A 23,374-nucleotide genomic window follows, 5' to 3' on the forward strand; every position below is an offset into this window, starting at 1 on the left:
CAGGACTGGCCTGCTTGGCAACGGTTCTGTTCGTTGGGGTCGGGGCGCCGTCGGCGACGGCCGCTCCCGGGGACTGCGCACCGGGCAGCGCCTGTCAGCGCTGGTGTCCGGGCGATCCGGACCCGGCGGGCCGGCCCATCCCGTGGGACGCGAACGTCTGCCACGACTTCTACTGGGACTACCAGGGCGTGCACGACACCGGCACCGGCGTCTTCTACTCCTGGTCGTCGCTGCCGTTCAAGCACCCGCCGCCGCCGGGGCCGGTGCCCACCCAGACGTCCTATCTGCCGCTGCCCACGCTGCCGTTCTGCCCGGTTCCGCCCTGGTGCCCGTGAGGCGGACGCCGGCCGGGGCCGGAAGTTAAACTGTGCGGCCATGCGGAAACTCATCGCCGCAGCTGCTGCGCTGCTCACGGTCGCCGGTATCACCGCCCCGATGTCCTGGGCCGACGCCATGCAGCCGGTCGGGTCGGTGCCGATTCCCGACGGTCCAGCCCAGACCTGGATCCTGGCCGACCTGGACAGCGGTCAGGTACTGGCCGGTCGCGATCAGAACGTGCCGCATCCGCCGGCGAGCACCATCAAAACGCTGCTGGCGCAGGTGGTCCTGGACGAGGTCCCGCTCGACTCCACCGTCGTCGCCGACGTGGCCGACACCCAGGTCGAGTGCAACTGCGTCGGCATCAAGCCCGGGTGCGTCTACACCGCCCGCCAGCTGCTCGACGGCCTGCTGCTGGTTTCCGGCAACGACGCCGCCAACACGCTGGCGCATCTGCTGGGCGGCCCCGACGCCACGGTGGCGAAGATGAACGCGAAGGCGGCCTCACTCGGGGCGACCAGCACCCACGCCGCCACCCCGTCCGGGCTGGACGGGCCCGGCGGCTCCGGCGCTTCGACCGCGCATGACTTGGCCGTCATCTTCCGGGCCGCGATGGCCAACCCGACGTTCGCCCACATCACCGCCGAGCCGTCGGCGATGTTCCCGGGCGACCACGGCGACGAATTGATCACCAACCAAGACGAACTGCTGACCCGCTACCCGGGCGCCCTTGGGGGCAAGACGGGGTTCACCAACGCCGCGCGCAAGACCTTCGTCGGTGCCGCCGCCCGCGGCGGACGCCGCTTGGTGGTGGCGATGATGTACGGGATGGTCAAGCCGGGCGGACCGACGTACTGGGATCAGGCCGGCAGCTTGTTCGACTGGGGATTCACGCTCAACCCGTCGGCGAGCATCGGCTCGCTCTAGCGGTCCTGGTTCGGGACCAGCCCGGTAAACAGCTTGGACAGCAACGCAATTCGTTGCTCTTCGATGTCGGGCTCGGGGAAAATCCCGCGCACGATCGCCGCGCCGTCGAAGACGTTGGTCAACAGCGCCATCAACGCCGGGAACGTGTCGGAATCGATGGCGTCGGCGCCCGGCAGGGCCCGGGCCGCGTCGAGGATCTTCGCGGTGTACTGCGCCATGACCTCACGTAGATGCGCGTTGAGCTTGTCGTCGGTGCGCGCGGCGATCATCAGCTCGTAGAGCACCGCGTTCGTCGGCCCCCCGGTGATGTCGCGCAGGATCGTCAGCGCCGCCTCCAGCACCGGGCGGTCGGCCGGAATCTGGACGACCTGCTTGGTGAACGACTCCACCTGCCGGCGCAGCACCTCCGACGCCGTCGCGGCCATGAAGTCGCTCATCGTCTCGAAGTGACGGAACAGCGCCCCCACCGACACCCCGGCCCGCTTGGTGATCACGGCCGCCGACGCGCGGGCGTATCCGACCTCGATGATGCTGGCGATGGATGCCTCGAGGAGCCGCCCGACGGTCTCCTCGCGGCGCTGTTGCTGGGTTCGGGCCATCCCGGTCAGACCAGTGCGGCCGACTGCCGGGTGCGTTGGCCGGCCCGCAGGTAGCGGCCCGACTTGACGGTCTGCCCGTAGCCCTCGCGGAACTGGCCCGCGCGGAACACCACGGCGCCGCCCGCCCCGGTCGCGACGACGGCGTCGTCGTTGCGGTTGACCATGCGCCGCAGGCCGCCGTAGCAGGGGACCTCTTCCTCGTGGTAGGCCTCGACCTGGTCGTTCAGGCCGGCCGGGTCGATCACCACGAAGTCGGCCCGGTCGCCTTGGCGCAGGGTTCCGGCGTCGATGCCGAACCAGTCCGCCAGTTCCCCGGTCAGCCGGTGCACCGCGCGTTCGGTGGTCATGAACGGCGCACCCGCCCGGTAGGCGTCGCGGGTCCGCTTGAGGAGCTTGATCGGAAAGTTGTAGAACGCCATGTTGCGTAGGTGCGCACCGGCGTCCGAGAACCCCATGTGCACGCTTTCCTCGTTGGCCAGCGCGTCGAGCAGCTTGGGCCGGTGGTTGGCCACGATGGTGGTCCATCGCACGTTGCGTTCGCCGTTGTCGACGAGCACATCGAGGAACGCGTCGAGCGGGTGCAGGCCGCGCTCGTCGGCGATCGCGCCAAAGCTCTTGCCGATCAACGACTTGTCGGGGCACTCCACGATCACCGCGTCGTGGAAGTCGCGGTGCCACAGCGACGGCCCGAGCTTGCGCTTGTCGAACTCTCTGCGGAACTCCCGCCGGTAGGCCTCGTCGGCCAGTAACTCGTTGCGCTGCAACTGGTCCCGCAGGTGCAGTGCGGCGGTGCCGGCGCCGAACTCCTCGAACACCGGCAGGTCGATCCCGTCGGAGTACAGCTCGAGCGGCACCGGCAGGTGCTGGAACCGCACGCTGGCGCCCAGCAGCTTGTTCGCCAGCCGCGTCGCCGGCCCGAACACGTAGATCGCCAGCGGGTTCGACTTGGCGTCGGCCGACATCAGCAGGCTCATCCGAACGCCCTTGCGCCGGTTGAAGATCCGGCTGCTGGCCAGGAAAAAACAGCACCGCGGTGATCGCGTTGTCGACGTCGGGTGCGCTCTGCAGAATGCGGCCGCGCTTGCGCAGCACCTTGATCAGCTTGCGCCGTTCGCGCCAGGTCGCGAAGGTGGACGGCAGCACCCGCGAGCGGAAGCGGTCGCCGTCGAGTTTGTCGATGGCGGCGTCCATGCCCGACATGCCGAGCATCCCGGCCCGCAGCGCCTCGTCGAGCAGCGCCGCCATCATCTCCAGTTCGGCGTCGCTGGCCTCGATGTATTCGGCGGCGGTGGTCCAGGTCCGGTTCGCTTCCAGCGCGCCGAGAACGTACTTGCGCGGCACCGCTTCGACCCGGCTGAACAGGTCGGCGGCGTCTTCGGTGTCGGCGTACACCGTCGACAACGAGCACATGCCCAGCAGCACGGTGGTGACGCCGTGGCGCACCGACTCGCGCAGCCCCGGGTCCAGCAGTACCTCGGCGTCGTAGTGGGTGTGCACGTCGATGAAGCCGGGCAGGATCCACTTGCCCGCGGCGTCGATCACCTCGGGACAGCCCGTCTCGTCCAGCGGTGCGCTCGACACCGTGGCCACCACGCCGTCGCGGATACCCAGCGTGCGGGTGTGTGGTGGGCTGCCGGTTCCGTCGAACCACAAGCCGTCGCGGATGATCACGTCGTACGTCATGTCGCCTCCAGGTGTTTGGGCGAACCTACCATAGATAGCGAGCACTCGCAATCTTTTTCTGGAACGTGCTAACGCGCTGGTCACGGCGCTAGGCGGCTACCGCCCCGGCCGCGACGGCGGCGCCGGGCTGGGCGCGGGGGGTTCGGGGACCGAGAGGGGGTCGGGCACATAGACGCCGGACGGGGTGTCGGTGGTGCGGACCATCTTCGCGGGAACCCGGACCACCGATCCGCGCTGACCGCACTCGTCGGTTTGCACGACGAGCTCCATTTCGCCGACGAGGTCGCCCTGCGGGTTGGGCCGCAGCGCCAGCGTCTGCACCGTGGTCTGCGACTTGGTGATCCCGGTTGGTCCCACGCAGGGAAAGGGCACTGTTTCCGGCCGGGCCTGCCACTGCCCGTCGGTGAACTCGAAGATGACCGGACGAGCGCCGACGTTGCCCGGCTGGGTGTGGTCGTTGTTGTCCAGCAGCACCGCGGCGGCCGAGCAGTACGACGGCGTGCACGACGAGCGCAGCGCCCACCACGTGGTGACGTCGGGCGGTTGCGGGCTCAGCGTGTAGTCGAAGGTCTCCTTCGACCGCTCGGCGTCCAGGCGGTAGGTGCCGTCCAGCGGGGTGGGCGGACCGAACGCGGTGGTGGGCGGCGACACCGCGGCCGCGGGGGGCGCGCTGGTGGGGGCGCTTGCCGCGCGCGCCGCGGTCGACTCCAACTTTCGCCCGGTGACGATGCCGAAGGCGAACAGCCCGATCAACGCCACGATCGCCGCCGCGCCGACCACGATCTTGCGGGGCCGGCGCCGCGTAGGCAGGCTGGCCCGCGCCGGCGCCTCGTCGGACGGTGGTCCGGTCGACGCGTCGTCGTCCGGGGGCCAGTCGTAGGCCGGGTAGTCCAGCACCAGGACCGCCTCGGGACTGCGGTCTTTCGCCCTGACCACCGCGTCGGCCGCGTCGGCGAACGCTCGGCAACTGGCAAATCGGTCGGCGGGCCGTTTGGCGAGCGCCCGCGCGAACACCCGATCGAGCTGCGCCAGTTCGGGACGCTGGTCGCTGAGTTTGCGCGGCGCGGCGGTCAGCAACTCGCGCAGCGCGGCGGACGGACTGCGGTACTCGGTCGGCGGCGCGCCGGTCAGCAGGTGAAATGCCGTCGCCGCCAACGCATATTGATCCGCACGCCGATCGACGTCGGCACCCATCAACTGCTCGGGCGCGGCGTAGCCCACCGTGCCGACCGGGACGTGCGAGCCGACCACGCCGGAGTGCTCACCCAGCAAGCGGGCTACGCCGAAGTCCGACAACAGGATCCGCTGCTCGCTGGTCAGCAGGATGTTGGCCGGTTTGACGTCACGGTGCAGCAGCCCGCGCTGGTGGGCGTAATCCAGCGCGTCGGCCACCGCGGTGATGATCGCGAGCACCTCGCCGACGGGCCACACCGCCGGGAATCGGTCCTTGAGCAGCCGCGCGGCGCTGCTGCCGGCCACATAGTCCATCGCGATCCACAGCTGCCCGTGGAAGTCGCCGCGGTCGTGTACGGCCACGATGTGCTCGTGATGCAGGCCCGTCACCGTCGGGGTCTCGGACAGAAAGTCCCGGCGGAATTGCCGGTCCGACGACAGCGCCGGGGACAAAACCTTCAGCGCCTGCCAGCGCGCGGAACGGGGATCCTGAACAAGGTACACATCACCGGTCACCCCGGACCCGAGCCGTCGAGCGACGGTATAACCGGCACAAACCGCGCCGCTGGCCAACGCCATCACGTCATTCTATCCGTGGTCGCGACGCCCCGCAGATCATGCGTTCAGGGCCGAAACGTGTTGCCGCGCAGGATCACCAGATCGGGTCGGCTCAGCACACCGGGACCCTGCCGCGGGTCTTGGGTGTAGCACACCAGATCCGCCGGCGCCCCGTGGTCCAGGCCGGGCCGGCTCAGCCAGCGCCGGGCATCCCAGCACGCGGCGCCCAGCGCGTCGGTGGCGCTCATCCCGACCTTGGTCAGGGCTTCGACCTCGTCGACGATGCGGCCGTGGGCGATCATCGTGCCGGCGTCGCTTCCCGCGTAGATCGGCACGCCGGCGTCCACGGCGGCGGCGATCCGCTCGGGACAGCGCGCGTACAGATCGCGCATGTGCGCGGCGTAGGTCGGGTAGCGCTTGGCGGCGTCGGCGATGCCCGGGAAGTTGTCGAAGATGTTGATCAAGGTGGGCACCAACACGGTTCCGTGTTCGAGCATCAGCGCGATGGTCTCGTCGGTGAGCCCGGTGCCGTGTTCGATGCAGTCGATCCCGGCCTTGATCAGCCCCGGCATGGCCTCGTCGCCGAAGACGTGGGCGGTGACCCGGGCGCCGTGCGCGTGCGCGGTGTCGATCGCGGCCTTGAGCACGTCGTCGGACCACAGTGGGGCGAGATCGCCGACGCCGCGGTCGATCCAGTCGCCGACCAGCTTGATCCAGCCGTCGCCGCGCCGGGCTTCGACGGCCACCGCGTCCGGCAGCTGCGATTCGTCGTCGAGCTCCGTCGCGAAGTTCGGCGAGTAGCGCTTGGGCCGGGCCAGGTGCTTTCCAGCGCGGATGATGCGGGGCAGGTCGTCGCGGTCGTCGAGGCTGCGGGTGTCGGTCGGCGAGCCGCAGTCGCGCAGCAGCAGGGCGCCGACGTCGCGCTCGCTCTCGGCCTGGGCGATCGCGTCGTCCAACGGGATCTCGCCGTGATCGCCGAGCCCGACGTGACAGTGCGCGTCCACCAGCCCGGGCAAAATCCAGCCGCCATCGAAGACCGTGTCGGCACCGGCGACCCGTTCGGTGCCGATGTGACCGTCGACGATCCACAATTCGACCGGGGCCTCGTCGGGCAGTCCCCGACCGCGCACGTGCATGGGCACCGCGCGGCTACTTTCTTCCCGGGTTGCCTGGGAACTTGAGCTTGGACAGATCGAAGTCGGCCAAACCGGGCGGCAGCTCGTTGAGGCCCTCGGGCATCTGGGACAGATCGGGGAATCCGGCGAACATGCCCGGCATGCCGGCGCCGAGCGGGTTGCGGGCCTTGGGCGGCGTCGGGCCGCGGCCCCTCTTCTTGCCCTTGGCTCCCTTGGCTTTTCGGTTGACAGATTTGCGGCCCATGCCGGGGATGCCCATGCCGCCCAGCATCGACGACATCATCTTGCGGGCCTCGAAGAAGCGGTCGACCAGCTGGTTGACCTCGGACACCGTCACGCCCGAACCGTTGGCGATGCGCAGCCGCCGCGAGGCGTTGATGATCTTGGGGTCGGCGCGCTCGGCCGGCGTCATCCCGCGGATGATGGCCTGCAACCGGTCGAGTTGGCGGTCGTCGACCTCGGCCAGCGCGTCCTTCATCTGCCCGGCGCCGGGCAGCATGCCCAGCAGGTTGCCGATCGGTCCCATCTTGCGGATCGCCAGCATCTGCTCGAGGAAGTCCTCGAGAGTCAGCTCGCCGGAGCCGATCTTGGCGGCGGCGGCCTCGGCCTGCTCGGTGTCGAAGACCTGCTCGGCCTGTTCGATCAGGCTGAGCACGTCGCCCATGCCCAGGATGCGGCTGGCCATCCGGTCCGGGTGGAAGACGTCGAAGTCTTCCAGCTTCTCGCCGGTGGACGCGAAAAGGATTGGCACGCCGGTGACTTCGCGGACCGACAGGGCGGCACCACCGCGCGCGTCGCCGTCGAGCTTGGTCAGCACCACCCCGGTGAAGCCGACGCCCTCGCGGAACGCCTCGGCGGTGGTGACGGCGTCCTGACCGATCATCGCGTCGAGCACAAAGATCACTTCGTCGGGATCGACGGCGTCGCGGATCGCCGCGGCCTGGCTCATCAGCTCGTCGTCGATACCCAGGCGTCCGGCGGTGTCGACGATCACGACGTCGTGGTGCTTGGCACGCGCCTCGGCGAGTCCGGCGGCGGCGACGGCGACCGGGTCGCCGGGCCCGGACTCCGCAGATGCGCCCGGATGCGGCGCGAAGACCGGCACCCCGGCCCGCTCGCCGACCACCTGCAGCTGGTTGACCGCGGCGGGACGCTGCAAATCGCAGGCCACCAGCAGCGGCGTGTGCCCCTGGCCGCACAACCAGGCGGCCAGCTTCCCGGCCAGCGTGGTCTTACCGGAACCCTGCAGACCGGCCAGCATGATCACAGTCGGCGGGGTCTTCGCGAACGCCAGCTGGCGGGTCTGGCCGCCGAGGATGCCGATGAGTTGTTCGTTGACGATCTTGACGACCTGCTGCGCCGGGTTCAGCGCGCCGGACACCTCCGCGCCCCGGGCGCGCTCCTTGATCCGGCCGACGAACGCCCGCACGACGGGCAGCGATACGTCGGCTTCCAGCAGCGCGAGCCGAATCTCGCGGGTGGTGGCATCGATGTCGGCGTCGGTCAGTCGACCCTTGCCGCGCAGCCCGGTCAGGGCACCGGTCAACCGGTCGGACAGCGATTCAAACACCCCAACAGGCTACTGGAGGCGCGTTGGCCGATGGCGGCGCATCGCCTGCCGCGACACTTCAATCACGCACACGACGCGCCGATAAACGTCACCATGGTCTCAGTCTTGGGGCCGTGGCACGCTCAACAGCCGCGCATTGACCACCAGGCGGGAACGGCTATTGACGGCGCCGCCGCGGCCAGCAAATCTCAGCTGATGCTCGAGGTAATCGACAAGGGGTCGGGCAGCCGGGACCATCCGGTGCCGTTGCTTTTCGTGCACGGCGGCTGGCACGGCGCGTGGTGCTGGGACGACCACTTCCTGGACTACTTTGCCGGCGCCGGCTACCGCACGGCGGCGATCAGCCTGGGCGGGCACGGCGGTAGCCCCACGGCCAAGCGGTTGGCCAAGGTGTCCATCGCCGACTACCTCGACGAAGTCGAGTCGGTCGCCGACCAGCTGGGCGGCCGGCCGGTGCTGATCGGCCATTCCTGGGCGGCTTCGTGGTCCAGCGCTACCTCGAACGGCACGGCGCTCCGGCCGCGGTGCTGCTGGGTTCGGTGCCGCCGACGGGCGTGCTCAGCCTGGCGATACGGGTGTGGCGCCGCCGGCCGGCGATGACGCTGGAGGCATGGAGTGACCCCACGCTGCTGCGATTCCTGGCCACCCCCGAGCTGACCCGCTAGTACCTCTTCTGCGCCGACACGCCCGAGGCGATCGTCGAATCCTGCCGACAACGCGCCGGAGCGGAGAGCGTGCGGGCCGCCATGACCGATCCGCTGCTGCGCCGCGTCCGGACCCGGCGGGTGCGCACGCCGATGCTGGTGCTCGGCGCGTGGTACGACGGCTTCGTCAGCGTGGACGAGGTGCGCGCCACGGCGCGCGCCTATGGGACCGAGCCGGAGTTCTTCGCGATGGGCCACAACATGATGTTGGAACCGCGCTGGGCCGACGTCGCCGAACGTATCCACCAGTGGCTGCAGACCCGCGACTTGGCGAGCAGTACGCGACTTCCGGGATAACCTGGCTCGAGTCGTTCCAGCGCCGAAAAGCGTTGCCATGCTACATTTCACACCCGCCGTCACGCCGGTTGGCATCGCGGGCCGGGATCTAAGACTTGTCGAGGAGTGCGCGCTGCGAACCGCGCGCCGGAGGGGAGTTTGTGTCGATGCAGCCGGTCAGCGCCGCCGACGCGAGCGTGGGAGTCGACACGCGGCCGCTGCGAGGCTGGCAGCGCCGCGCGCTGGTGAAGTACCTGACCGCCGAGCCGCGCGACTTCCTCGCCGTGGCCACCCCCGGATCCGGGAAGACGACGTTCGCGCTGCGGGTGATCGCCGAACTGCTGGGCGGCCGCGCCGTCGAGCAGCTCACCGTCGTGGTGCCCACCGAGCACCTCAAGGTGCAGTGGGCGCAGGCGGCGCTGCGGTACGTCATCTTCCTGGACCCGAAGTTCTCCAATACCGGCGCGACGACCTCGCCGGAGTATCACGGCGTGATGGTCACGTACGCCCAGGTCGCGTCGCATCCGACGCTGCATCGGGTACGCACCGAGCAGCGTAAGACGCTGGTCGTGTTCGACGAGATCCACCACGGCGGTGACGCCAAGACCTGGGGCGACGCCATCCGCGAGGCGTTTTCCGACGCGACCCGCCGACTTGCCTTGACGGGCACCCCCTTTCGCAGCGACGACAGCCCCATCCCGTTCGTCACCTACGAGCCGGGCCCCGACGGGGTACGCCGTTCGCAGGCCGACCACACCTACGGGTACGCCGAGGCGCTCGCCGACGGCGTGGTGCGCCCGGTGGTGTTTTTGGCCTACTCCGGGCAGGCCCGCCGGCGCGACAGCGCCGGCGGGGAACACGAGGCGCGCCTGGGCGAGCCGCTGTCCGCCGAACAGACCGCGCGGGCGTGGCGCACCGCGCTGGATCCCGCCGGCGAATGGATGCCCGCGGTGATCACCGCCGCGGATCAGCGGCTGCGGCAGCTGCGCACGCATGTGCCCGACGCCGGCGGCATGATCATCGCGTCGGATCAGACCGCGGCCCGCGCGTACGCCAAGCTGCTGACCGAACTGACCGGCGAGGCGCCGACGCTGGTGCTCTCCGACGACCCCGGATCGTCGCAGCGGATCTCCGAATTCGCCGCGAGCACCTCGCGCTGGCTGGCCGCGGTGCGGATGGTCTCCGAAGGGGTCGACGTTCCGCGGCTGTCGGTCGGGATCTACGCCACCAGCGCGTCGACGCCACTGTTCTTCGCCCAGGCATCGGGCGCTTCGTCCGGTCGCGACGCCCGGGCGAGAGCGCGAGCATCTTCCTGCCGTCGGTGCCTAACCTGCTGCTGGCCAGCGAGCTGGAGGCCCAACGCAACCACGTCCTCGGCGAACCGCACCGCGAATCCCTCGACGATCCGCTGCCGGCCGATCCGGCCGTCGCGGAACAGGCCGTCGCGGAACAGAACGAAAAGTCGGATTTGGAAAAGGGTTTCGTCTCCCTGGGCGCCGAGGCCGAACTGGACCAGGTCATCTTCGACGGGTCCTCGTTCGGCACCGCCGCCCCGGCCGGAAGCGACGAGGAAGCCGACTATCTAGGCATCCCGGGACTGCTGGACGCCAGCCAGATGCGGGCGCTGCTGCACCGGCGCCAGCGACGAGCAGCTGCAGAAGCGGGCCCACCGGGAAAAGCAAGCCGGACAGTCGGTACCGGCACCGTCGGCGCCGGGCACCGTGCACGGTCAGCTGCGCGAGCTGCGCCGCGAGCTCAACAGCCTGGTGTCGGTCGCCCATCACCGCACCGGCAAGCCGCACAGCTGGATCCACAACGAACTGCGCCGGCGCTGCGGCGGGCCGCCGATCGCCGCCGCGACCCGCGATCAGCTCAAGGATCGCATTGTGGCGCTGCGGCAACATGAATTCGGAACTGGCGTAATTCATTCGGTGACGGGCTCGTCGACCACCGCGTCGGCCGAGGCACCCAGCACCGCCAGGAGTTGCTTGACCACCTCGGCGCGCGCGGCCGCGTTGCGGTCGCCGTCGGCGGCGTCGGTGGACTCGACCGGCATAGTCACGCAGAACACGTCGGCGGCCGTCGACCCGAAGGTGTTGACCTTCGCCCAGGCGATGTCGGCTCCCGCTCGTTCGAGCGCCTGGGCCAGCAACGTCAGCAGCCCGATCCGGTCCATGGCGCGGACTTCGACGACCAGCTGCCCGGGCGCGGCGTCGAGCCACAGGATGCGCGGCGGGGCGGTCGAACAAGTCAACGGCGCGCCGGCCTGGATTTCCCCGGCCCGGGCCATCGCCGAGTTGGCGGCCTCGGTGTCCCGCTTTTCCAGCGCGCCAAGAACATCGACGTCGCCGCCCAGCGCCCCGACGAACTGCTGACGCAGCAGGCCCGCTTCCGGCGGCGAACCGAACAGCGGTGACACCACGAACTCGGCGATCGCGACACCCTCGTGAATGTTGACCGTCGCGGAGTAAATCCGCAACGAGTTCATCGCCAGCACCGCCGCGGCCTTCGACACCAGTCCCCGCTCGTCCGGGGCGACCATCACCGCGTGCAGGCGTTCGCGCTCCCCCGGCTTGATCTCGACATGTACCCCGTGATCGGCAGCCAATGAAAGTATAGTGTGGCGCAGTCGGTTCCGCTTCTGGCAGGGGCTCACCCACCATCACCAGCCGGCAGCGCCGCACCAGGTCCTCCATCAGCGAGGCCTTCCAGTCGCTCCACACCCCGGGCCCGGTGGCCTTCGAGTCGGCCTCCGCGAGCGCGTGCAGCAGCTCGAGCAGTTGCAGGTCCCCGCCCAGCGCTTCGGACATCGACTCAATGGTTTTCGGGTCGTTGAGGTCGCTGCGGGTGGCCGCGATCGGCAGCAGCAGGTGGTGGCGGACCATGCCCGCGAGCGTCTCGATGTCCAGGGGTGCCAGCCCCAGCCGCTCGCCGATGGGCGCCACCAATTCGGCTCCGAAAACACAGTGATCCACGCCGCGGCCCTTGCCGATGTCGTGCAGCAGCGCGCCGAGGGCGAGCAGATCCGAGCGGGCGACGCGCGTCGTCAGCGGCGCCGCGTTGACGGCGGTCTCGACGATACGGCGGTCCACCGTCCACACGTGGGAGACAGCGCGCGGCGGAAGGACGTCGCGCAGGCCGCCGCGGCCCGATTTCAGGTCCGGCTCCGCGCGTTGCGCGATCCGGCCGCAGCGCAGCCACCGCGCGTTGGTCATCTCCACCAGCTCGTCCATCCGCGAGCGAATTGCGGTGCGCCACTGCCCTCTTGCGCCGGCGATCAACTCCTCGGACAACGCCGGATCGCCGGCAATGTGGCGAGCGTCCAACAGGCCCAGGGCGGCGATCATGTCGCCGTTGGCGACGCCCAGCGTGCCGGAGACGGTGCGCACGCTGTGGTCGAGCCGGACGTTGGCGTCCCACAGCGGATACCACAGCCCGTCGGCGACCCACTGCAGCACGTCGTCGGAGACGTTGTCGTGCAACAACATCAAGTCGAGATCGGAATAGGGCAGCAGCTCGCGCCGGCCCAGGACGCCGACCCCGACGAGCGCGAAACCACTGGTTTCGGTGATGCCGAGTTCGGTGGACTTGGCCATCAGCCACGACTCGTGCAGTTCGAGCCAGGCGTGCCGCAGTTCGGCCGCGTGCAGCGTGGTGCCCTCAGACAGCAGCGTACGCCGCGCAGCAGCTAGATCGCTTGCCCCAGAAGCGATTTCTGCTTGCGCGGCGTCCGCTGAAGAATCCCGGTCGGGCTCGTTCGGTGTCATAACCTCCGGGCCCGCCAAGGCTGGGTCGTCAACGTGCGGCGAGCGTCATATCGCATCGGTCCCGCGTTCACCGGTACGCACTCGCACAATGGTCTCGACGGGACTGACCCAGACCTTGCCGTCACCGATCTTGCCAGTACGGGCCGCCCGCACGATGCTGTCGACGACCTTGTCGACGATGGAATCGTCGACAAGGTCGTCGATCCGAACCTTCGGCACGAAATGGACCGAGTATTCAGCACCGCGGTAAACCTCGGTGTGCCCCTTCTGGCGGCCGTAACCCTGGACCTCGCTGACGGTCAGCCCCACGACGCCCGCGTCCTCGAGGCTGGTCTTCACGTCGTCGAGGGTGAACGGCTTCACGATCGCGGTGATCAGCTTCATGATTATTCCGCCTCCACTTCTCGGCCACTGCGACGTCCAGTCCTCCGTTAGAGCTGTCCGGCAGGGTGGCACGGGGAAGAACCGACGACGTGGGCACGGCGAAATCGTATCCGCTCTCTGCGTGCTCGGCCTCATCGATGCCGGAAGCCTCCGCCTCGGGATTCAGCCGTATCTCGATCGTGAACTTCAGGATGAACGCCAGGATAGTCGTCACGATGAAGGAGTAGGCCAGCACACTGAACGCGCCGACCGCCTGCTTTTCCAGCCGATCCCAGCCGCCGCCGTAGAACAGGCCCTTGGACACGCCGGTCACGCCGTTGATCGCCACGCTCTCCGGCGCGGCCAGCAGGCCGACCAGCAGCGTCCCGGCCAAACCGCCGACCAGGTGGACACCGACCACGTCCAGCGAATCGTCGAAGCCGAGCTTGAACTTCAGCCCGACCGCCAGCGCGCACACCACACCGGCCACCAGGCCGACGATCAGCGCGCCCAGGGCGTTCACCGACGAGCGCGCCCAGGGCGTTCACCGACGAGCAGGACGGGGTGATCGCGACCAGCCCGGCCACGATGCCCGACGCCGCTCCCAGCGTGGTGGCGTGTCCGTCGCGGAGGCGCTCGGTGAGCAGCCAGGCCAGCATCGCCGCGGCCGTGGCGATGCTGGTGGTCATGAAGGTCGACCCGGCGGCGCCGTTGGAGCTGGTCGCCGACCCGGCGTTGAACCCGTACCAGCCGAACCACAGCAGGCCCGCGCCGAGCATCACGAACGGCAGGTTGTGCGGGCGGAACAGCGTGGTGGGCCAGCCTTTGCGCCTGCCCAGCACCAGCGCCAACGCCAGACCCGCCGCACCGGAGTTGATAGGGACCGCGGTCCCGCCGGCGAAGTCGATCGCGTGCAGCTTGTTGGCGATCCAGCCACCCTTCTCGGCGGCGAAGCCGTCGAACGCGAAGACCCAGTGCGCGACCGGGAAGTAGACCAGCGTCGCCCACAGGCCGAAGAACACCAGCCAGGCGCTGAACTTGAGGCGGTCGGATACCGCGCCCGAGATCAGCGCGACGGTGATGATCGCGAACATCAGCTGGAATGCCACGAACACCGTCGCCGGCAGGGTGCCGGCCAGCGGAATGTCGGTCGCGGCAGTGCCTTTGGTCGGGTCGGCGGCCACGGCGTTGCCGCCGATCAGGCCCTTCAGCCCCCAGTACTCGGTGGGGTCGCCGATGAAATTGCCGGTGTCGGTGCCGAATGACACCGAGTAGCCGTACAGCACCCACAGCACCGTCACCACGCCCATGGCGCTGATGCTCATCATCAACATGTTGAGCACGCTTCTGGCGCGCACCATGCCGCCATAGAAGAACGCCAAACCTGGCGTCATCAACAACACCAGCGCTGAACTCGCCAGCATCCAGGCGGTATCGCCGGTATTGGGCTGGCCCATTACTGGGAAACTCACTCGCTATCACCTCCGGTCGGCCCTGCGCCGGTCATCACACATGTGCCTGATGACCTGTCTGTGAACCTTGCGCAATGGTTGTTTCCGAGAGGGGGCCGCCGTGTTTCGGCGTCATTAACGAAACGGCCGCCGTGTTAGGGGTTTCAGCCGAGCAGGGCGTCCACGAATGCGGCCGTCTCGAACGGCGCCAGATCGTCGGGGCCTTCACCGAGGCCGACCAGTTTCACCGGTACCCCGAGTTCTTGCTGCACCCGGAAAACGATGCCGCCCTTGGCCGTTCCGTCCAGCTTGGTCAGCACCGCGCCGGTGATGTCGACGACCTCGGCGAACACCTTGGCCTGGGCCAGACCGTTCTGACCGATCGTGGCGTCGAGGACCAACAACACCTCGTCGACCGCGGCGCGCCGGGTCACCACCCGTTTGACCTTGTCGAGCTCGTCCATCAGGCCCACCTTGGTGTGCAGCCGGCCCGCGGTGTCGATCAACACGACGTCGGCGCCGGCCTGGATGCCCTTGTCGACGGCGTCGAAGGCCACCGCCGCCGGATCCGAGCCCTCCGCCCCCCGCACCACGTCGACACCCACCCGCGACGCCCAGGTCTGCAGCTGGTCGGCGGCCGCGGCCCGGAAGGTGTCGGCGGCACCCAGCACGACACGTCGGCCGTCGGCCACCAGCACCCGCGCCAGCTTGCCGACGGTCGTGGTCTTGCCGGTGCCGTTGACGCCGACGACCAGCAGCACCGACGGGTGGTCGTCGTGCGGCAACGCGCGGATCGAGCGATCCATCTCGGGTTTCAGCTCTTTGATCAGCACGTCGCGTAGCACCGCCCGCGCGTCGGCTTCGGTGCGCACATTGCCGCCGGCCAGCCGGCTGCGCAGCTGCGCGACCACCGATTCGGTGACGACCGGTCCCAGGTCGGCGACCAGCAGGGTGTCCTCGACGTCCTGCCAGGAGTCTTCGTCCAGGTCGCCGCCGCCGATCAGGCCCAGCACGCTGCGCCCCAGCGCGTTCTGCGATCGGGCCAGCCGGCCGCGCAGCCGTTCCAGCCGGCCCTTGGTCGGGGCGATCTGGTCGAGCTCGGGCGCCGACGCGGCTGCCGGCGGCTCCGGCGGGGCTTGCGGCTCCGGGGCCGGCGGGGCTTCGGGTTCGGGCAGCTCGACGTCGACGATCGTGCGCCGCGGCGCGTCGCGCGGGATGGTCGCGTCGTCGCCGACCGCGGGCAACCCGGTGGTGTCGAGCGTCGGCGTCGGGCTCTGGCTGAAGGTGATGCCCGACGACGTGGTGTAGCGCCCGCCCTTGTCGAGTGCGCCGGGTTCGGGCCGGGTCAGGCTGATCCGCCGACGGCGGTACCGGGTCAGGCCCAGGATCAGCGCAGCGATGACAAGCAGGGCGGCTATGACGGCGACGGCGATCCAAAGACCTTGCGACACGCTGACATTGTTTCAGGGCCGCGCCGCGCAACCGACAGCGACGCATAGGGTCAGGCCGCCGCCCGCCGGTCTAGGAAGAAGTGGTAGCGAGCTGGGCGACCTCTTGCCCGCGCATGCGCTGGGAGATCACCGCGGTGATGCCGTCACCCTGCATGGTGACGCCGTACAGCGCGTCGGCGACCTCCATCGTCGGCTTCTGGTGGGTGATGATCAGCAGCTGCGAGCGGACCCGCAGCAGCTCGAACAGCGAGATCAGCCGACGCAGGTTGGTGTCGTCGAGTGCGGCCTCGACCTCGTCCATGATGTAGAACGGCGACGGGCGCGCGCGGAAGATGGCCACCAGCATCGCGACGGCGGTCAGCGCCTTCTCGCCGCCGGACAGCAACGACAGCCGGGTGATCTTCTTGCCCGGCGGGCGCGCCTCCACCTCGATGCCGGTGGTCAGCATGTCGTCCGGGTTGGTCAGCCGCAGCCGGCCCTCGCCGCCGGGGAACAGCACGGTGAACACTTCCCGGAATTCGCGCTCCACGTCGACAAACGCATCGCTGAACACCTGCAGGATGCGGGCGTCGACGTCGGCGACGACGTCGAGCAGATCTTTGCGGGCCGCCTTGACGTCCTCGAGCTGGGTGGACAGGAAGTTGTACCGCTCTTCCAGCGCGGCAAACTCCTCCAGGGCCATCGGGTTGACTCGGCCCAGCTCGGCCAGGTCCCGCTCGGCGCGTTTGGCCCGACACTCCTGGGTGGGCCGGTCGTACGGTATCGGCGCGGGCGCGGTGACCTGCTCGCCGCGCTCGCGGGCCAGCTCGAACTCGGCCATCTCCAGCTCGGACGGCGGCAGCGCGACCTGCGGTCCGTATTCGGCGATCAGATCGTCGGGACTCATGCCGAACTGCTCGAGCACCATCTGTTCGAGCTGCTCGATGCGCAGCGCCGCCTGGGCGTTGGCCACCTCGTCGCGGTGCAGCGAATCGGTCAGGGTGGCCACCCGGGCGCCCAGCGTGTGCACCTCGTCGCGCACCGCGGCCATCGCCGTCGACCGCTCTTCGCGCTCGGCGACCATCGCGTCGCGGATCTGGGTGGCCGCGCCGACCACCCGGTTCAGCCGGTCGGCGAGTAGCCGGCCCGCGTCGGCCACCGCGGCGGCCACCGCGGCGGCGCGCAGTCGCGCGGCGTGGGCCTGCTGCGCGCGTACCCGCGCCTCCCGTGCGGCGGCGGCGGCGCGGCGCAACGAATCGGCCCGGCCGCGAACGGCGTTGGCCCGTTCCTCGGCGGTGCGCACCGCCAGGCGGGCCTCCACTTCGACGCCGCGGGCGGTCTCGGCCGCCGCGGCGATCCGGTGCCGACTGATCGTCGGGTCGGGGTCTTCGGCGGGCGCGAGCTGGCTGGCTTGGGCGTTGCGCAGCCGAGTTTCGAGTTCGGTGACCTCTGCGACGGTCTGGGCGCGCCCGGCCTCCAGCTCCTCGCGCTGGCGCAGCAGCCGGTTCCACTCTTCCTCGGCGGTGCGGGCCTCCTGGCCGAGCCGGCCCAGCTGCTCGTACATCGCCGAGATCTGGGTGTCGGACTCATTGAGCGCGGCCAGCGCCTGCTCGGCGGAATCCTGCCGGGCCCGCTGCTCGGTCAACGCGCCGGACAGCGCGGCGCTCAGTTGGGCCACCTGCGACTCGGCGGCGGCCAGCTCGGCGCCGGCCTTGTCGATCCCCGAGGTGAGCTCCAGCGTCGAGGGCTTGCGGTCCGAACCGCCGCTCACCCAGCCCCGGCCGACCAGGTCGCCGTCGAGGGTGACCGCCCGCAGCTGCGGGCGGTCCACGACCAGATCCAGCGCCGCGCCCAGGTCGCCGACGACCGCGACCCCGGACAGCATCGCGACCATCGCGCCGCGCAGCCGCTGCGGCGCCTCGACCAGGTCGAGCGCCCACAGGGCACCGTCGGGCAGCGGCGCGGCCGGCGGGGGCTGATCGGCGGGCCAGTCACCCAGGACCAGCGCCGCGCGCCCGCCGTCGGCTTGCTTGAGCGCGGCGACCGCCGAGCGGGCGGCGCCGAAGCTTTCGGCGGCCAGGGCGTCGGCCGCGGATCCGAGCACCGCGGCCAACGCCGCCTCGTACCCGGAACGGACCTTGACCAGCTTCGCGACCGGACCGAAAAGCCCTGCGCCACTGTGGTTTTGCGTGAGCCACACGGCGCCGTCCTTGCGCTCGAGCCCGACCTTCAGCGCGTCGATGCGGGCGCGCAGTGACGCCACCCGGCGCTCGGCCTCGCGCTCGGCGGCCTGCAGCTCGGCGACGCGTTCGTCGGCCTGCCGCAGCGCGGCCACGGTCCGCTCGTGGTGTTCGTCCAGGCCGACCTCACCCTGGTCGAGTTCGCCGACGCGGCCCTGCACGGTCTCGAACTCCGCCCGGGTCTGCTGCGCCCGGACGGCGCCGTGCTCGATGCGCTCGGACAGCCGGGCGACACTGTCGTCGATCGATTCGACCCGGGCCCGCATCGTCTCGACCTGACCGGCCAGCCGGGCCAGACCCTCGCGGCGGTCCGCCTCGGCCCGGACGGCGGCCAGGTGCGCCCGGTCGGCCTCGGCGGCCTCGCGCTCCCGCTCGGCCAGCTCGGTCCGGGCGGTCTCCAGCCGGGCCCGGGCGGCTTCCAGCTCCGCCAGCAGCTGGCGCTCGGCGGCCGCGACCTGTTCGGCCTCGGCGTCCAGCGCGTCCGGGTCGGTGTCACTGGTGGCCACCGGCTCGAGATCCAAATGCTGTACGCGCTCGCTGGCGATGCGCACCGTGGCGCCCACCCGCTCGGCCAGCGCCGAGAGGCCGAACCGGGTGTGCTGGACCGACTCGGCGCGCACCGAGAGTTCGGCCAGCGCGGTCTCGTGCGCGGTCAGCTCCTCGGACGCCACGGCCAGCCGGCTGGCGGCCTCGTCGTGCTCGCGACGCATGGCCGCCTCAGCCTCCAAGATCGCGTCCCGCTGCACCTGCCGGCTGACCAGGTCGTCGGCGGCCAGTCGCAACCGCGCGTCGCGCAGGTCGGCCTGGATGGTCGCCGCGCGCCGGGCCACCTCGGCCTGACGGCCCAGTGGCTTGAGCTGACGGCGCAGCTCGGTGGTCAGGTCGGTCAGCCGAGCCAGGTTGGCCTGCATCGCGTCGAGCTTGCGCAGCGCCTTTTCCTTGCGCTTGCGGTGTTTGAGCACACCCGCGGCTTCTTCGATGAACGCGCGGCGGTCCTCGGGCCGCGACTGCAGGATCTCGTCGAGCTTGCCCTGCCCCACGATCACGTGCATCTCGCGGCCGATGCCGGAGTCGCTGAGCAACTCCTGGATGTCCATCAAACGGCAACTGGCGCCGTTGATTTCGTATTCGCTGGCACCGTCGCGGAACATCCGCCGGGTGATCGAGACCTCGGAGTACTCGATCGGCAGCGCGTTGTCGGCGTTGTCGATCGTGACGGTGACCTCGGCGCGACCCAGCGGGGCGCGCGACGAAGTGCCGGCGAAGATGACGTCTTCCATCTTGCCGCCGCGCAGCGTCTTGGCGCCCTGCTCGCCCATCACCCACGCCAGCGCGTCGACGACGTTGGATTTTCCGGAACCGTTGGGTCCGACGACGGCGGTGATGCCCGGCTCGAAGCGCAGAGTCGTCGGCGAAGCGAAGGACTTGAAGCCCTTCAACGTCAGACTCTTGAGGTACACGGCGAGCCAGACTACCGCTCGAATTGCCCGAGTCGCCGTCACGAAGGGGTGTCGGGCCGCCCGAAATACACCCGTTGTTCACCCTTTGACGCACTGACCTCAGTGGCCACTGCATTCACTGCAGGGGGCCATGGTGCGTTCGCAAACGTGATAGCGCCCGCGCCATCACGTTGGGAAAGCGGCCATGCCGGGCCGGCGCGGTGCCGCTGTGGCTCGTGTGATTCAGCGGCCGGAACTCAACGTTCGACGAACCCCTCGAACTGCTCGGCCGGCTGCGACCAGTCGGCGACCACCTTGTCGACCCGGCCGGGCCGCGACGGCCAGCAATGTCCGCCTTCCAGCAGTGCCAGCAGCTTCTAGGCGGCCTCCCGAGGGCCGTGCGCGACGACCAGGACGCGGCCGTCGGCCTGGTTGGCCGCATACCCGGTAAGGCCCAGCTCCAGCGCCCGGCAGCGGGTCCACCAGCGGAAACCCACGCCCTGGACCATGCCGTGCACCCAGGCGGTCAGCCGCACGTCAGGGCCCGGCATGGCCGGCTTCGGGGTCGATGTCGAACTTGACCGTGGTGCCCGCTTTCAGCGTGCGCCCGACGATGCAGACCAGGTCGATCGCCCGGTTGACGACCACCAGCAGCCGCTCCCGGTCTGCTCGGACAATCCCGACAGGTCAGTTCGAGGGTTTCGGACAGCAGCGGATAGACCTCGTTGTCGCGATCGGCGTCGCCGGATACCCGGACCACCGCTTGGTAGTCGTCGCCGAGCCGGTGCGCCAGCGGCTGATCGCTGGACATCCCGCTGCACGCGGCGAGCGCGATCTTCATCAGTTCGCCGGGGGTGAACACGCCGTCGACGTCCTCGGAGCCGACCAGCACTTGCGCGCCCCGCGAGCTGTGGCCGGTGTAGCGACGTGTCCCGGTGCGTTCGACCCACAATTCCGTCATGGGTCCTTTCTAGCGGACGATCAGCGACAGCAGCTTCTTGCCGAACGATATTGCGTTCGAATCGTTTTCAGACGAGACGACTACCTGGTCGTCGACCCGCCGGCGCAGTTCGCACTCGAGTGCGTCCCGCAGCGTCGCCGATGCACCCGGACATCCGTCGCAGGCACCCGCCATCCGTACCGTCACCTGGTGGCCGACCACCGAGACCAGCTCGATCGACCCGCCGTGCGAGGCGGCGAGCGCACCCACCGGCCCGGCCAGCAACTCCTCCACGGCGGCTGCCAATGTGCCTGCGGGAAGGGGTGTTTCGTCGACGGTCCAGCCGGAAGGATCCCGCAGCGCCTCGCCCAGCGCCGCGCGGATGTCGTCGCCGAGCTCACGCCAGCTGTTGGCCGCGCCGATCGTGATCAGGATGCCGCCGCCGCCCACCACGACTTTCTCGATCACGCCGGCGTCCAACAGGGCGCCCAGCCGGCCGGGGGCCGCCCGGACCGTGCCGCGCGGTGGCAGTTGCTGCGGTGCGACCACCCAACGCAGCTGCGCGGGGTCGTCGGTGGCGGTGGCGTGGATTTCGATCATGCGCCCAGCGCTGTCGCGACCGATCGGGCGGTAAAGGCCATCACCCAGGCCAGGACGAACATGTAGGACCACGCGACCGCTGGCCATTTCCACGAGTTGGTTTCGCGGCGCATCACCGCGACGGTCGACATGCATTGCAGCGCATAAATGAAGTACGCCATCAGCGCGATCACGGTCGGCGCGGTGAACACCTTGCGCCCGTTGTCGTCGGTCAGGGAGACCAGCGCCTCGTGCGGATCGTCGGGACTTTCGGCCGCCGCCACCTGGCCCAGGGTGGAGACGAACACCTCGCGTGCCGACATCGAACCGAGCAACGTGATGTTGACGTGCCAGTCGAAACCGAGCGGCTTGAACACCGGTCCGACGAACTTCCCGACGTCGGCGGCCAGGCTGTGGTCCATCACGTTGGCGGTGGCGTCGGTCGGCGACATCTTCGCGGTCTCGGCCTCCCGGGCCGGCAGGTTGAGCAGCACCCACAACACGACCGATGTGGCCAGGATGATCGTTCCGGCCTTGCGCAGGAACATCTTCGCCGAATCCCACATCGTGATCAGCACGTTCTTGGGCGACGGGAAGCGGTACGGCGGTAGCTCCATCGTGAATGGCAGCAGATCGCTGCGCAGGATCGTCGATTTGAATATCGCCGCGGCGATCAGCGCCGAGGTGCCGCCGCACACATACAGCGCGAACATCGCGATGCCCTGCGCGCTGAAGCCGCCCCACTGGGTCTTCGGGGAAACCAGGATGCCGACCAGCAGGGTGAACACCGGAAGCCGCGCCGAACACGTCATCAACGGCGCCGTGATGATCGTGGCGATCCGGTCTTTCGACGACGGCAGCGTCCGGGTGGCCATGATCCCCGGGATCGCGCACGCGAACGACGAAAGCATCGCCACGAACGCGCGGCCCTCCAACCCCGTCGCGGCCATCACCCGATCCATCAAGAACGCGGCGCGCGCCATGTAGCCGACGTTCTCCAGCAGCGCGATCAGCAAGAACAGCAACACAATCTGCGGGATGAACTGCAGCACCGTGCCGACCCCGCCGATCAGCCCCTGGCCGAGCAGCCCGCGCACCACGTAGTTGCCGACGTGGTTGCTGACCAGGTTGCCGAGCCAGCCGAGCCAATCGCCGACCTGGTCCTGCAGCGGCGCCGCCACGGTGAACACGACCTGAAAGAAGCAGAACATCACCGCAAAGAAGATGAAGGTCCCCCACAGCGGGTGCAGCACGACCGCGTCGATGCCACGGGTGCGCCGATCCGGTTTCGGGGCAGTGTAATCCGCCGCCTTCAGCACCGACCGGCCCCACGCGTCGACGGCGTCGTTGTCGGCCGGCGGCAGCACCGGTGGCCGTTGCCATTGACCGAACGCCACCAGTTGCGCACGCAGGGCGTCGATGCCCACGCCGCGGTTGGCCACGACCGGGAGCACCGGGACGCCCAGCGCGGTCGACAGGGCGTCCAGCGAGATGCCGCCGCCGCGCGCGGTCAACTCGTCGGTCATGCTCAGCACCAACAGGCACGGCAGGTCTTGGCGCAGCACCTGTGCGATCAGGATGATCGAGCGGTGCAGCGTGGTGGCGTCGGCGACGATGACGATCGCATCGGGCCGGCCGTCGCCGTAGACCTCGCCGCCCAGCAGGTCGGCGACCACCTGCTCGTCCGGGCTGATCGGGTCGAGGCTGTAGGTGCCGGGCAGGTCCTCGATGGCGACCTCGATGCCGTCCACCTTGGTGATGCCGACGCTGCGCCCGACGGTGACGCCCGGGTAGTTACCCGTCTTGGCGCGCAGGCCGGTGAGGTGGTTGAACATCGACGTCTTGCCCGCGTTCGGACTTCCCACCAGGGCGATGCGAGCCATCCCCGCGACGGCGACGGCGGCACCGCCCTCGTCGTGGCAGGACGCCGTCATGCGTCGGTCCCCGCGGCGACCTCGATCAGCCGCGCCTCCCGCCGGCGCAGGCACAGTTCGGTGTCCTGGACCCGGTAGATGGTCGGGTCGCCCAGCGGAGCCCGGCGGAGCACCTCGACATCGGAGGCCGGCCGAAATCCCAACTGCCGCAGCCGGCCCGCCACCACCTCGGAGGCCGCCGAAGCGACACCCACGATGATTGCCCGCTCGCCCGGCGACAACTGCGCCAACACGGTTGGCGCACCCGGACTGCGATCTGCGTCTCGCGCGAATCTGCGCATTACCCG

12 protein-coding genes and 7 pseudogenes are annotated in these 23,374 nt (G+C 69.7%); 4 read left to right on the forward strand and 15 right to left on the reverse strand.

The window, feature by feature from the left end:
* Positions 1-14 precede the first annotated feature (14 nt).
* Together T428_RS26825 and T428_RS0109430 are read left to right on the forward strand one after the other, a co-directional pair.
* Positions 15-335, forward strand: coding sequence for a hypothetical protein (locus T428_RS26825; protein WP_156942905.1), 321 nt, complete (start codon positions 15-17; stop codon positions 333-335).
* Between the two features lie 40 nt (positions 336-375).
* Positions 376-1,245 (forward strand): D-alanyl-D-alanine carboxypeptidase family protein, encoded by an 870-nt coding sequence (locus T428_RS0109430; RefSeq protein WP_025736289.1) that lies wholly within the window; start codon positions 376-378, stop codon positions 1,243-1,245.
* Here the strand turns inward: T428_RS0109430 and T428_RS0109435 are convergent.
* The 5 genes and pseudogenes from T428_RS0109435 to ffh form a co-directional block, all read right to left on the reverse strand.
* Positions 1,242-1,844 carry a TetR/AcrR family transcriptional regulator gene (locus T428_RS0109435; protein ID WP_025736290.1) on the reverse strand — a complete coding sequence of 201 codons (603 nt, stop codon included), beginning with the start codon at positions 1,842-1,844 and terminating at the stop codon, positions 1,242-1,244. The two genes, T428_RS0109430 and T428_RS0109435, sit on opposite strands and share 4 nt — an antisense overlap.
* A gap of 5 nt (positions 1,845-1,849) precedes the next feature.
* Positions 1,850-3,527 (reverse strand): annotated as a pseudogene (locus T428_RS26830) (N-acyl-D-amino-acid deacylase family protein).
* A 96-nt stretch (positions 3,528-3,623) separates the two neighbouring features.
* Entirely contained in the window at positions 3,624-5,279 is a 1,656-nt protein-coding gene (locus T428_RS0109445; RefSeq protein ID WP_025736291.1) for a serine/threonine-protein kinase, read from the reverse strand.
* Between the two features lie 44 nt (positions 5,280-5,323).
* Positions 5,324-6,394 (reverse strand): metal-dependent hydrolase family protein, encoded by a 1,071-nt coding sequence (locus tag T428_RS0109450; protein WP_156942917.1) that lies wholly within the window; start codon positions 6,392-6,394, stop codon positions 5,324-5,326.
* Positions 6,395-6,407: 13 nt separating this feature from the next.
* Complete coding sequence (ffh, locus tag T428_RS0109455) at positions 6,408-7,964, reverse strand: signal recognition particle protein (RefSeq protein ID WP_025736293.1); 1,557 nt, start codon at positions 7,962-7,964, stop codon at positions 6,408-6,410.
* A 195-nt stretch (positions 7,965-8,159) separates the two neighbouring features.
* On the opposite strand from ffh, the pseudogene T428_RS26835 reads away from it, so the two are divergent.
* Both T428_RS26835 and T428_RS26840 read left to right on the forward strand, forming a co-directional pair.
* Positions 8,160-8,965 (forward strand): annotated as a pseudogene (locus tag T428_RS26835) (alpha/beta hydrolase).
* Between the two features lie 146 nt (positions 8,966-9,111).
* Positions 9,112-10,845: pseudogene (locus T428_RS26840) on the forward strand (DEAD/DEAH box helicase); the annotation flags it as partial.
* Between the two features lie 23 nt (positions 10,846-10,868).
* Here T428_RS26840 and T428_RS26845 read toward each other — a convergent pair.
* From T428_RS26845 to T428_RS0109515, 10 genes and pseudogenes are all read right to left on the reverse strand, one after another.
* Positions 10,869-12,534, reverse strand: a pseudogene (locus T428_RS26845) (HD domain-containing protein); the annotation flags it as partial.
* Between the two features lie 222 nt (positions 12,535-12,756).
* Positions 12,757-13,095 carry a P-II family nitrogen regulator gene (locus tag T428_RS0109475; RefSeq protein ID WP_025736295.1) on the reverse strand — a complete coding sequence of 113 codons (339 nt, stop codon included), beginning with the start codon at positions 13,093-13,095 and terminating at the stop codon, positions 12,757-12,759.
* 2 nt (positions 13,096-13,097) lie between these two features.
* A pseudogene (locus tag T428_RS26850) lies at positions 13,098-14,531 on the reverse strand (ammonium transporter).
* 158 nt (positions 14,532-14,689) lie between these two features.
* Positions 14,690-15,976, reverse strand: coding sequence for a signal recognition particle-docking protein FtsY (gene ftsY / locus T428_RS0109485; RefSeq protein ID WP_025736296.1), 1,287 nt, complete (start codon positions 15,974-15,976; stop codon positions 14,690-14,692).
* Positions 15,977-16,046: 70 nt separating this feature from the next.
* The gene (gene smc, locus T428_RS0109490; RefSeq protein WP_025736297.1) at positions 16,047-19,655 is read right to left on the reverse strand and encodes a chromosome segregation protein SMC; all 3,609 of its coding nucleotides are present in this window, start codon (positions 19,653-19,655) and stop codon (positions 16,047-16,049) included.
* A gap of 236 nt (positions 19,656-19,891) precedes the next feature.
* Positions 19,892-20,185, reverse strand: a pseudogene (locus T428_RS26855) (acylphosphatase).
* Positions 20,172-20,595 (reverse strand): annotated as a pseudogene (locus T428_RS26860) (OsmC family protein). Before T428_RS26860 ends, T428_RS26855 begins: the two co-directional pseudogenes overlap by 14 nt.
* 9 nt (positions 20,596-20,604) lie before the next feature.
* On the reverse strand, positions 20,605-21,174 hold the full coding sequence (locus T428_RS0109505; RefSeq protein ID WP_025736298.1) for a NifU family protein: 570 nt from the start codon (positions 21,172-21,174) through the stop codon (positions 20,605-20,607).
* Positions 21,171-23,087, reverse strand: coding sequence for a ferrous iron transporter B (gene feoB / locus T428_RS0109510; RefSeq protein ID WP_025736299.1), 1,917 nt, complete (start codon positions 23,085-23,087; stop codon positions 21,171-21,173). The genes T428_RS0109505 and feoB overlap by 4 nt, the downstream gene beginning before the upstream one ends.
* Complete coding sequence (locus T428_RS0109515; RefSeq protein ID WP_025736300.1) at positions 23,084-23,320, reverse strand: FeoA family protein; 237 nt, start codon at positions 23,318-23,320, stop codon at positions 23,084-23,086. The genes feoB and T428_RS0109515 overlap by 4 nt, the downstream gene beginning before the upstream one ends.
* Positions 23,321-23,374: the final 54 nt, after the last annotated feature.

The sequence above is a fragment of the Mycobacterium genavense ATCC 51234 genome (genome assembly GCF_000526915.1).
GTDB classification, from domain to species: Bacteria; Actinomycetota; Actinomycetes; order Mycobacteriales; family Mycobacteriaceae; genus Mycobacterium; species Mycobacterium genavense.